The sequence below is a fragment of the Variovorax sp. 20P10.2.4 genome, assembly GCF_058244205.1.
In genome coordinates, this window is record NZ_JBZAYE010000209.1 from 1 (window position 1) to 11,068 (window position 11,068).

Annotated in this window: 12 protein-coding genes; all 12 read right to left on the minus strand. The window is 67.7% G+C overall.

Going from position 1 to position 11,068, the window contains the following annotated elements:
• The coding region (locus AC27VN_RS19770; protein WP_490877600.1) for an ATP phosphoribosyltransferase regulatory subunit at positions 1-573 on the minus strand (573 nt) is incomplete at its 3' end.
• Positions 574-682: 109 nt separating this feature from the next.
• Complete coding sequence (locus AC27VN_RS19775) at positions 683-871, minus strand: DUF2065 domain-containing protein (protein WP_093342605.1); 189 nt, start codon at positions 869-871, stop codon at positions 683-685.
• Positions 872-899: 28 nt separating this feature from the next.
• Positions 900-1,799 carry a protease modulator HflC gene (gene hflC, locus AC27VN_RS19780; RefSeq protein WP_203205551.1) on the minus strand — a complete coding sequence of 300 codons (900 nt, stop codon included), beginning with the start codon at positions 1,797-1,799 and terminating at the stop codon, positions 900-902.
• 20 nt (positions 1,800-1,819) lie between these two features.
• Positions 1,820-3,181 carry an FtsH protease activity modulator HflK gene (gene hflK, locus AC27VN_RS19785; protein WP_203205550.1) on the minus strand — a complete coding sequence of 454 codons (1,362 nt, stop codon included), beginning with the start codon at positions 3,179-3,181 and terminating at the stop codon, positions 1,820-1,822.
• 74 nt (positions 3,182-3,255) lie between these two features.
• Entirely contained in the window at positions 3,256-4,425 is a 1,170-nt protein-coding gene (hflX, locus tag AC27VN_RS19790) for a GTPase HflX (protein WP_093342608.1), read from the minus strand.
• 58 nt (positions 4,426-4,483) lie between these two features.
• Positions 4,484-4,729: an RNA chaperone Hfq gene (gene hfq / locus AC27VN_RS19795; protein WP_056582504.1), complete on the minus strand. Its 246-nt coding sequence runs from the start codon at positions 4,727-4,729 to the stop codon at positions 4,484-4,486.
• A 161-nt stretch (positions 4,730-4,890) separates the two neighbouring features.
• Positions 4,891-6,237, minus strand: a complete 1,347-nt coding sequence (gene der, locus AC27VN_RS19800; protein WP_208509375.1) for a ribosome biogenesis GTPase Der — start codon at positions 6,235-6,237, stop codon at positions 4,891-4,893.
• Positions 6,238-6,287: 50 nt separating this feature from the next.
• Positions 6,288-7,430, minus strand: coding sequence for an outer membrane protein assembly factor BamB (bamB, locus tag AC27VN_RS19805; RefSeq protein WP_093342611.1), 1,143 nt, complete (start codon positions 7,428-7,430; stop codon positions 6,288-6,290).
• A 12-nt stretch (positions 7,431-7,442) separates the two neighbouring features.
• The gene (locus AC27VN_RS19810; protein ID WP_093342613.1) at positions 7,443-8,135 is read right to left on the minus strand and encodes a YfgM family protein; all 693 of its coding nucleotides are present in this window, start codon (positions 8,133-8,135) and stop codon (positions 7,443-7,445) included.
• Between the two features lie 89 nt (positions 8,136-8,224).
• Positions 8,225-9,562, minus strand: a complete 1,338-nt coding sequence (gene hisS / locus AC27VN_RS19815) for a histidine--tRNA ligase (RefSeq protein WP_490877601.1) — start codon at positions 9,560-9,562, stop codon at positions 8,225-8,227.
• Between the two features lie 14 nt (positions 9,563-9,576).
• Positions 9,577-10,839 (minus strand): flavodoxin-dependent (E)-4-hydroxy-3-methylbut-2-enyl-diphosphate synthase, encoded by a 1,263-nt coding sequence (ispG, locus tag AC27VN_RS19820; RefSeq protein WP_281077512.1) that lies wholly within the window; start codon positions 10,837-10,839, stop codon positions 9,577-9,579.
• Between the two features lie 8 nt (positions 10,840-10,847).
• On the minus strand, positions 10,848-11,068 hold a 221-nt coding region (locus tag AC27VN_RS19825), incomplete at its 5' end, for a DUF4115 domain-containing protein (protein WP_490877602.1).

Genomic DNA, 11,068 nt, shown 5'->3' on the forward strand with positions numbered 1-11,068 from the left:
CTTGGCGGCCAGGGCCGCATGCACGCGCGCCAGCACGGCCGCGTCGACCGGCACGCCGGCGAACAGCGCGCGCACGATGCGGGCATCGGCGAGGTCGACGATCACGCCCTCGCGCAGGCCAGCCGCGTCGAGGCAATCGAGCGCGAGCAGCAGGGTTTCGGTGTCGGCCTCGAGGCCGGCATGGCCATAGATCTCGGCGCCGAACTGCAGCGGCTCGCGCGTGGCGTGCGGGCGGTCGGGACGGGTGTGGAGCACCGGGCCGCAGTAGCACAGCCGTGCCACGCCGTCGCGGTTGAGCAGGTGGGCATCGATGCGCGCGACCTGCGGCGTGGTGTCGGCCCGCAGGCCCATCGAGCGGCCCGAGAGCTGATCGACCAGCTTGAAGGTCTGCAGGTCGAGCGCCTCGCCGGTGCCCGAGAGCAGCGACTCCAGATGCTCGAGCAGCGGCGGCATCACCAGCTCGTAGCCGTAGCTGCGGGCGGTGTCGAGCAACTGGCGGCGAAGTTCTTCGATGTGGCGCGCCTCGGAGGGCAGCACATCGGCAATGTGATCCGGGAGGACCCAGGCGGACATGGGGATCGGGGGCGTGGTTAAACCGGAATTCTACCGGCAGCCGAAAAGCGCCCCGGCGGCGCCCGCTCGAAGCGGGCGGCGAGGCGGTCGAAAAGCAGCGCTGCCGGCCTCAGGCCAGCAGCCAGAGCAGGCACAACCCGAGCACGATGCAGCACAGGCCGAAGAAGCGCAGTTGGCCATCGCGCAGCTGCATCAGCTGGCCGAAGCCGCGACGCCAGCCGCCGGGCGACACGAAGGGCAGGATGCCCTCGATCACCAGCACCAGCGCCAGCGCGCTCCAGAAGGTGTCGGAACTCACGTTCCCGAAACCGAGGCGAGCGGAGGCGTCAACGGCGCGGGGCGCCGGCGGCCGAACCCGAGCCCTGCATCGCGCGGAAGAAGTCCGACGAGGGATCGACCACCATCACGTCGCTCTTCTTGTTGAAGCTCTGCTTGTAGGCCTCGAGGCTGCGATAGAACTGCGCGAACTGCGGATCGCGACCGAAGGACTCGCTGTAGACCGAGGCGGCCTGGGCATCGCCCTCGCCCTTGATCTTCTGCGCGTCGCGGTAGGCATTGGCGACGATCACTTCGCGCTGGCGGTCGGCGTCGGCGCGGATCTTCTCGCCTTCGGCCGTACCGGTGGAACGCAGCTCGTTGGCCACGCGCTTGCGCTCGGCCTCCATGCGGCGGTAGACCGATTCGGTGATGGCTTCCACGTAGTCGACGCGCGTGATGCGCACGTCCACCACATCGACGCCCCAGGGCTTGGCGCCCTTCACCACGGTCAGCACCTCGCGCTGCACGTCGGCCATCAGGGCCTCGCGGCGCACCGAGATCAGGTCGCGCACGGTGCGCTTGTTGATGTTTTCCTGGAACGCGTTGCGCACCACGCGGTTGAGCTGCATGGCACCGGCGTTCTCGTCGAGGCCGACGTTGCGGATGTAGGCCTGCGGGTCGGTGATGCGCCAGCGCACGTACCAGTCGATCACCACGCGTTGCTTCTCGGCCGTGAGCATGGGCTCGGTGTCGAGGCTCGACAGCGTGAGCAGCCGCTTGTCGATGTACGACACGTTCTGGAACGGCGGCGGCAGCTTGAAGTTGAGGCCGGGCTCGGTGATGACCTGCTTGATCTGGCCCAGGGCGTAGACCACGCCGAACTGGCGCTGGTCGACCACGAAGAGGGTCGAGCTCAGCAGCACCAGCAGCACGAGGATCGACGAAGCGATGAATCCGATTCTGTTCATGTTCTTGTTGCCTTCCAGGTTCAACGCACGTCGCGGTCACGCGAGCGGCCGTCGCGGGCACGCATGTCGTTGGTCGGCGCGACCGGGATCACCGAGGACTGCACCGGCGCGGTACCGGCGACGCTCGGGCTGGCGGCATCGACCGGGGTGGCCTGGTTGTTGCCGGTCTGCTGGATCAGCTTGTCGAGCGGCAGGTACAGCAGGTTCGAGCCCTGCTTGCTGTCGACCAGCACCTTGGTCGTGCTGGCGTAGATCTGCTGCATGGCGTCGGTGTACATGCGGTCGCGCGTGACCTGCGGCGCCTTCTGGTACTCGGTCAGCACCGAGGCGAAGCGGCCGGCATCACCCTGGGCCTGCGCCACGATGCGTGCCTTGTAGGCCTCGGACTCTTCCTTCAGGCGCGAAGCGGTACCGGTGGCCAGCGGCACCACGTTGTTGGCATAGGCCTGCGCCTCGTTCTTGGCGCGCTCGCGTTCCTGGCCGGCCTTGAGCACGTCGTCGAAGGCGGCCTGCACCTGCTCGGGCGGACGCACGCCGCCCTGCTGCAGGTTGATGCCGACCACTTCGACGCCGACCTGGTAGCGGTCGAGGATGTTCTGCATGAGCTGGCGCACGCGCGGCGCGATCTGGTCGCGCTCCTCGGCGAGGGCCGCGTCCATCTTCATCTTGCCGACGACTTCGCGCACGGCGGTCTCGGCCACCTGCACCACCGTGTCGGCGGGCGTCTTGCTCTCGTAGAGCCAGGCGCGCGCATCGCTCAGGCGGTACTGCACGGCGAACTTGATCTCGACGATGTTCTCGTCCTCGGTCAGCATGGCCGACTCGCGCAGGCCGGTGGAACGCACGATGGCGTCGCGGCCGACGTCGGTCGAGCGGATCTGCGTGACGACCACGGTCTCGTGGCGCTGGATCGGGTACGGCAGGCGCCAGTTGAAGCCCGCGCCCACGGTGGTCTTGTAGCGGCCGAACTGGGTGATGACGGCCTGCTGGCCTTCGTTCACGATGAAGAAGCCGGTACCGAGCCAGATCAGCACGGCGACGATGGCCACCAGGCCGATGCCGAAGCCGGCGTTCTTCATGTCGGGTTTGTAGCCATTGCCGCCACCGTTGCCGCCGCTGGGACGGTTGTTGTTGCCTCGGCCGCCGCCGAAGAAGCCGCCGAGCTTGCGGTTGAGATCGCGCCAGAGTTCATCGAGGTCCGGCGGACCCTGGTTCGGACCCTGGCCGCGCGGGCGGTTGTTGTTGCCGTTGTTGCCCGAAGGCGGGGGCGTGGGGGCACCCGGGGGATCGGCGTCGGGAGGCCTGTTGCCCGAAGGGCGATCGCCATTGGAGGAGGACGAATCGTCGCCCCGCCCCCATCGGCCATCGTTCAGGTTGAACATGCCCAAGAACCCTTTCCACACTGGCTTTGCATTCATTCGCGTCGTTCTCTTGTCAGTGGCGGGATTGTGCCCAATCAATGGGTGGCGCCGTGCAATTCAGCGTCACCCTCAGGGGTCATGGTATCGGCGATCGAGCCCGAGAGGCGGGCCAGCTCGGCGCGCAGCAGAGGCAGGCCCTCGCCGCTGCGGGCGCTCAGGAAGATGCGCGGAACCTGCACGCCGTCGATGTCCATGTCGTCCTGCAGATGCAGCGGACGTTGCGTGCTTTCAAGGGCATCGAGCTTGTTGAAGACCAGCAATTGCGGCACGGTGTCGGCGCCGATCTCGCGCAGCACCGTCTGCACCTCGGCCATCTGCTCGGGATGGTGCGGGTTCGAGGCATCGACCACGTGCAGCAGCAGGTCGGCATCGACCGCCTCCTGCAGGGTCGCCTTGAAGGCGTCGACCAGCCCGTGCGGCAGGTCGCGGATGAAGCCCACAGTGTCGGAGATCGACACCTGCCGGCGCGCATCGCCGAGGTAGAGGTTGCGCGTGGTGGTGTCGAGCGTGGCGAACAGCTGGTCGGCCGCGTAGGCACGGGCCTTCACGAGCGCATTGAACAGCGAGGACTTGCCGGCGTTGGTGTAGCCCACCAGCGAGATGTTGAAGGTCTCGCGGCGCTCGCGCTGGCGGCGTTGCGTGCCGCGCTGCTTCTGCACCTTGGCCAGGCGCTCGCGCGTACGCTTGATCGACTCGGCGATCATCCGGCGGTCGAGCTCGATCTGCTTCTCGCCCGGGCCGCCGCGCACGCCGGCACCGCCGGTCTGGCGCTCCAGATGGGACCAGCGGCGCACGAGGCGCGTGCTCAGGTACTGCAGGCGGGCGAGCTCGACCTGCAGCTTGCCTTCGTGCGAGCGCGCGCGCTGCGCGAAGATCTCGAGGATGAGGAAGGTCCGGTCGTACACCGCGACGTCGAGCTGGCGCTCGAGGTTGCGCTGCTGGGCCGGGCTCAGCGACTGGTCGAAGATGACCTCGCTCGCGCGATGCATCGCGGCGAGCTCCTTGATCTCGTCGGCCTTGCCGCTGCCCACGAAAAGCGCCGCATCGGGCACCTTGCGCTTGCACACGAGGCGCGCCACGGGCGAGAGGCCCGCGGTTTGCGCGAGCAGGCCGAGTTCTTCGAGTTCGCTGTCGAAATGGGGCAGCCCGAAGTCGACGCCGACGAGAACGACGGCGCCTTCCTGGCGGGAATTCAGTTCAGACAAGCGGTATCAGAAAAGGGGAAAAGCGCGGCGGGTTTGACACCGCCGCGCTCCGCGCCGATCAGGCTGCGGCGTCGTCGTTCTCGTTGGCCGAGAAGTTGACGGCACGACCCGGCACGATGGTGGAAATGGCGTGCTTGTAGACCATCTGTGTCACCGTGTTGCGAAGCAACACGACGTACTGGTCGAAAGACTCGATCTGACCCTGCAGCTTGATACCGTTCACCAAATAAATGGAAACCGGCACATGCTCGCGACGCAGTGTGTTCAGAAACGGGTCTTGTAGAAGTTGCCCTTTATTGCTCACGATATTCTCCGTGTTCAAGAGTAGTTGTTGGAAAAGGGACCTTAACACAGGCCTCCCGCGCTGCAGCATTCCGCGCCAAAAGCCTTTGAAAAATAACGGTTCTCAAAAGACGGAACTTCCGTTCCGGCGGCTGCTCATCGGCCGCCAACGGTGCCCAAGACTCACTCGTCCTTGTCGGCGTAGGGATTGTGGGAGCTCTTGAATTCGATTCGCAATGGTGTACCCACCAGGTCGAATTCCTTGCGGAACCGCCCCTCGAGAAAGCGCTTGTAGGCGTCGGTCACATGCTCGAGCGAATTGCCGTGGATCACGATCAGCGGCGGATTCATGCCGCCCTGGTGCGCATAGCGCAGCTTGGGCCGGAACATGCCGGTGCGCTTGGGCGTCTGGAATTGCACCGCCTCGAGCAGCAGACGGGTCAGCACCGGCGTCGACATCTTGCGGGTGGCCGACTTGTGGGCCTGCGCGATCGCCTGCCACAGCGGGCCCAGGCCCTGGCGCTTGATGGCCGAGATGAAATGCAGCGCGGCGAACTTGAGGAACACCAGCCGGGTCTCGATCTGGCGCTGGATCTGCTCGCGCTGGTAGCTGTCGACCGCGTCCCACTTGTTGATGGCGATCACCACCGCGCGGCCGCTCTCAAGGATGTAGCCCGCGATGTGGGCGTCCTGGTCGGTCACGCCCTGGGTGGCATCGAGCAGCAGCAGCACGACGTTGGCCGATTCGATGGCCTGCAGCGTCTTGACCACCGAGAACTTCTCGATCGCCTCAAACACCCTGCCCTTGCGGCGCAATCCGGCGGTGTCGATCAGCTCGAAGCGCTGGCCGTTGCGCTCGAACGGCACCGAGATCGCATCGCGCGTGGTGCCGGGCATGTCGAAGGCCACGAGACGCTCTTCGCCGAGCCAGGTGTTGATCAGCGTGGACTTGCCGACGTTCGGGCGCCCCGCCACCGCGAGCTTGATCGGCTTGTTGACGTCGTCCTCGCCGTCCTCGTCCTCTTCGGGCTCGGGCAGGTTCAGCGACTCGAGCGCCAGTTCGACCAGGCCGCGGATGCCCTGCCCGTGCGCGGCCGACACGCCATGCACCTCGCCGAGGCCCAGCTCGTAGAAGTCGACCAGCTTGGAGCCGTCGTGCATGCCTTCGGACTTGTTGGCCACCAGCACGCAGGGCTTGCCCAGGCGGCGCAGCTCGTTGGCGATGTCGTGGTCCTGTGCCGACAGCCCCTCGCGGGCGTCGACCACGAACACCACCACGTCGGCCTCGGCCACGGCCTGGCGCGTCTGCTTGGCCATCTCCTTGAAGATGCCGCTGCCCGCGTCGGGCTCGAAGCCGCCGGTGTCGATGACGATGAACTCGTGCTTGCCCAGGCGGCCGTTGCCGTAGTGGCGGTCGCGCGTCAGCCCGGCGAAGTCCGCCACGATGGCATCGCGCGTCTGGGTCAAACGGTTGAACAGGGTCGACTTGCCGACGTTGGGACGGCCCACCAGGGCCATGACGGGTTTCATGGCCGCTCCTTCGCGGATTCGCAATTCATGGCCATGCCCTGGAAAAAAGATCAGTCGGGACGGTAGCCGAAGACGCCGCCGTTGGCCGTGACGACCACCACCGTGTTGCCCACGACCACCGGAGCGGTTTCGATGGCCGAGCCATCGGGCGTGACGCGGTTCAGCAGGCCGCCGTTCTCGCGCGAGACGAACAGCAGCAGACCGGTGCTGTCGCCGATGACCAGCGAGCGGCCCACGGCCAGCGGCGCGGTCAGCGTGCGGTTCTTGAAGGTGGTGGTCTGCCAGGCACGTTCGCCGTCGGCGCGGCGCCAGGCGGTGACGCTGCCATCGGCTTCGGTGCCGTAGACGAAACCATCGTCGCCACCCAGGCCTTCGGCGCCCGAGGCTGCCTTGCTCCAGACCAGCGTGCCGCGCAGCGTGTCGACGCAGCCGACGCTGGCGTAGTAGGCGCGCGCGCAGACGGTGTCGCCCACGCGGCTCACGCTGCCGGTCAGGTCGACCAGGCGCTCGACGTCGTTGGTGCCGCGCGGCGCCGCGATCGGCGATTCCCAGCGCGAGGTGCCGTTCGACGGGTTGATGCCCGCGAGGCGGCCGCCGATGCCGGCCACCAGGGTGTCGCCCACGGCGAGCAGCACGCCCGGCTTCTTGAGCACGAGGTTCTCGCCGGTGCGCTGCTGCGACCAGAGGCGGCGACCGCTCTCGCCGTCCCAGGCGCTGATGTTGCGGTCGGCGGTCTGCACGAAGACGCGGCGGCCGGCCACCAGCGGCGCGGTGAAGGCCTGCGCCGTGAGGCGCTGCTTCCAGATCACCTTGCCGCCCTGCAGCGCGACCAGTTCATTGTTGGTGGTGACCACCGCGGTGATGCTGCCGTCGCTGCCCACGCCCGCCGTGAGCGGTGCGCCGACGCTGGCACGCCAGGTTTCGCGGCCCGCGCGAGCATCGATGCCGACCACGGTGCCGTCGGCGGCCGCCACGGTCACGATGTCGCCGCTGATGTCGGTGGTGAGCGGGAACTTGACCGCCGGGATCTTCACGCTCCAGGCCTGGCGCACGCCGATCAGCGAGGCATTGGTCGGCAGTTCGGCCGGCTTCGGCTTGGAGGTGCCCGAGCAGGCGGCCAGGACCGCTACCAAAACAAGAGCAGACCCCGCACGCACGGCGGTCGATTCAGGCATGAAACGCATGAAATTCATGATGGCTGGCGATCAGGATTTGGCAGGAACTGCGGGGGTGACGGTGATGGCGGGCGCCAGGCTCTTGGGGTCGACGCCGACCGCGTTGAGCTTGAATTCGACCAGCCGGCGGTATTCGGAAGCAGCACCCAGGCCGGTCCAGGCCTTGCGGTACTCGGCCTGCGCCTCGTCGCGCTTGCCCTGGGCCAGGTAGATGTCGCCCTTGCGGTCGGCCACCAGCGGCTCGAATTCCTTCGGCACGTTGCCCGAGAGCTGCTTGATCGCGTCGTCGTAGGACTTGGCGTCGAGCAGTTCGGCCGCGAGGCGCAGCTTGGCGATGGCCTGGTAGCCGGGGTCGGTGGCCTTGTCGGCCACCCAGCCGAGCGCGGCGCGCGAGGCTTCGGCATTGCCCTTGTCGTAGAGCGTCTTGGCGGCCAGCAGGCCGGCCTGCTGCGCATAGGCGGTGCCCGCGAAGCGTTCCTTCATGTCGTTGAACACGCGCTCGATGCGGGCGGCGTCGCCCGACTGGGCACTGCGCTCGACCTCGTCGTACAGCGCCGCCGCCTGGGCCGCCTTGGTACGCTGGAAATACTGCCAGCCGTTCCAGGCCACGAAGGCGCCGGCGACGAGCAGCACGACCCAGGTGATCAGGGTGCCGTAGGTGTTCCAGAAATGCTTGAGCTGGTCGAGCTGTTCCTGTTCTTCGAGATCGAGATGGGTTGCCATGCGCTGTCAGTGGTTGGAAGGACTCGAGGCCGCGGTGCGCCGGGTGCGCCCGTGTGTTTTGATTCTGTGCCTCCGTGAGGCTGAAAGACTCAGGATCGGTCCGATGATTCCCCGGGAGCCGGCGATTGTAGGGTGGCGGCCCAGCCGGCCACGTCCGCGAGCGAGCGGGCCACCTGCGAACCGCTGCCATCGCGCAAGGATTTCACGGTGACCTCGCCACGCGCGAGTTCGTCCTCGCCGAAGATCAGCGCAAAGCGCGCCCCGCTCGCATCGGCCTTCTTGAACTGCGCCTTCATGCCGCCGCCGCCCGCATGCTGCACCACGGCCACGCCGGCCGCGCGCAACTGCTCGAGCACCACCATCGCCTGCGGCAGCGCCGCGGCCGAGGGCACGATGGCGTAGGCCGCGGGTTCGCTGCCGGGTACCGGCAGGCCGAGTTCCTGGATCAGCAGCAGCAGCCGCTCGATGCCCAGGCCGAAGCCCACGGCCGGCGCGGGCTTGCCGCCCATCTGGCCGATCAGGCCGTCGTAGCGGCCGCCGCCGCACACGGTGCCCTGCGAGCCGAGCTGGTCGGTGACCCACTCGAACACGGTCAGGTTGTAGTAGTCCATGCCGCGCACCAGGCGCGGGTTGACGCGGTAGCCCAGGCCCGCGGCGTCGAGCACCGCGCGCACCGCGGCGAAGTGCGCGCGCGACTCCTCGCCGAGGAAGTCCATCAGCTGCGGCGCGGCCTCGACCATCGCCTGCATGGCGGGATTCTTGGTGTCGAGGATGCGCAGCGGATTGCTGTGCAGGCGACGCTGCGCATCGGCGTCGAGCAGTTCGGCGTGTGCCTCGAAGTGGCGGATCAGCGCCTCGCGGTGGGCCTGGCGCTCGGCCGGCTGGCCCAGGCTGTTGAGCTCGAGCCGCACGTGCTGGCCTTCGACCAGCCCGAGCTCGCGCCACAGCGCGCGCACCATGAGGATCAGCTCCGCATCCACGTCCGGCCCCGCGAAGCCCAGCGCCTCGACGTCGAGCTGGTGAAACTGGCGGTAGCGGCCCTTCTGCGGCCGCTCGTGGCGGAACATCGGGCCCATGGTCCACAGCCGCAGCGGGCCGTTGTAGAGCGCGTTGTGCTCGACCATGGCGCGCACGATGCCGGCGGTGGCCTCGGGACGCAGCGTGAGCCTGTCGCCGTTCATCGAGTCGGTGAAGGAGTACATCTCCTTCTCGACGATGTCGGTCACCTCGCCGAGGCCGCGCACGAACAGCGCCGTGGGTTCGACCACCGGCGTGACGATGTACTGGTAGCCGTAGCGCGCGAGCAGCGAGCGCACCGTCTGCTCGAACCACGACCACAGGGCCGAGTCGGGCAGGCGGTCGGTGCGCGGCACGCTCGCCGGCAATATGTCGTTCATGCCTTTGACGGCATTGATCTTGTCAGCCATGGGAGAGGGAGTGGTCAGGCGACGTCGGCAGCCTGGGGCTGGCCGAAGCGCTTTTCGATGTAGGTTTCGACGAGCTGGTGGAACTCGTTGGCGATATTGTCGCCGCGCAGCGTGAGGGCCTTTTCGCCGTCGATGAAGACCGGCGCGGCGGGTGCCTCGCCGGTGCCGGGCAGGCTGATGCCGATGTCCGCGTGCTTGCTCTCGCCGGGGCCGTTGACGATGCAGCCCATCACGGCCACCTTCATCGTCTCGACACCCGGGTATTTCTTGCGCCAGACCGGCATCTGCAGGCGCAGGTAGTCGTCGATCTGCTTGGCCAGTTCCTGGAAGGTGGTGCTGGTGGTGCGGCCGCACCCCGGGCAGGCGGTGACGCTCGGCACGAAGATGCGCAGGCCCAGCGACTGCAGGATCTCGGAGGCGATCACCACCTCCTGCGTGCGCGACTCTCCGGGCTGCGGCGTGAGCGACACGCGGATGGTGTCGCCGATGCCCTCCTGCAGCAGGATCGACAGCGCGGTGGCCGAGGCCACCGTGCCCTTGGTGCCCATGCCGGCCTCGGTCAGGCCCAGGTGCAGCGGATAGTCGCAGCGCCGCGCGAGTTCGCGGTAGACCGAGATCAGGTCCTGCACGCCGCTGACCTTGCACGACAGGATGATCTGCTCGCCGGCCATGCCCATGGATTCGGCCAGCTTCGCGGATTCGATGGCCGAGGTGATCAGCGCCTCGTACATGACCTGCTTGGCATCCCAGGGCTGCGCGCGCAGGCTGTTGGTGTCCATCAGGCTGGCCAGCAGCTCCTGGTCGAGGCTGCCCCAGTTCACGCCGATGCGCACCGGCTTGTTCCAGCGCATCGCCGCGTCGATCATCTGGCCGAACTGACGGTCCTTCTTGTCGCCCTTGCCCACGTTGCCGGGGTTGATGCGGTACTTGCTCAGCGCCTCGGCGCAGGCCGGATAGTCGGTCAGCAGCCGGTGGCCGTTGTAGTGGAAGTCGCCGACCAGCGGCACGTCGATGCCCATGCGGTCGAGCTGCTCGCGGATGTAGGGCACCTGCGCCGCGGCCTCGGGCGTGTTGACCGTGATGCGGACCATCTCGGAGCCGGCCTGGGCCAGTTCCTTGACCTGGATCGCGGTGCCGATCGCATCGACGGTGTCGGTGTTGGTCATCGACTGCACGCGCACCGGCGCATCGCCGCCGACCGTGACCACGCGCGGGCCCCAGACCACGCGGGCCTGGCGCGAGCGGCGCGCCTTGGGCGCCGCGGATTCGATCGGCAGGGGTTCGCTCACGATTTCACCTCGAAGCGCGCAACGCCGCCGTTGCGCGTGAAGGGTTTGAGATCGAAGGGCTTGCCGAGCACCTGCACATCGACGCTCGATGCGCGCCCGACCACCACCGAGAGCGGCAGCGCCCCCGACAGCGCGACCGTTTCGCCGGCCAGCAGGCTGCGCCGCAGCAACTGCTTGCCCGCCGAATCGGTGACGGTGATCCAGCATTCCTCGCGCG

Coding starts and splice junctions, on each gene's coding strand:
- bamB (WP_093342611.1), bottom strand. CDS start 7,430: ATGAATTTCATGCGTTTCATGCCTGAATCGACCGCCGTGCGTGCGGGG.
- hisS (WP_490877601.1), bottom strand. CDS start 9,562: ATGGCTGACAAGATCAATGCCGTCAAAGGCATGAACGACATATTGCCG.
- hflK (WP_203205550.1), bottom strand. CDS start 3,181: ATGTTCAACCTGAACGATGGCCGATGGGGGCGGGGCGACGATTCGTCC.
- der (WP_208509375.1), bottom strand. CDS start 6,237: ATGAAACCCGTCATGGCCCTGGTGGGCCGTCCCAACGTCGGCAAGTCG.
- hflC (WP_203205551.1), bottom strand. CDS start 1,799: ATGAACAGAATCGGATTCATCGCTTCGTCGATCCTCGTGCTGCTGGTG.
- AC27VN_RS19810 (WP_093342613.1), bottom strand. CDS start 8,135: ATGGCAACCCATCTCGATCTCGAAGAACAGGAACAGCTCGACCAGCTC.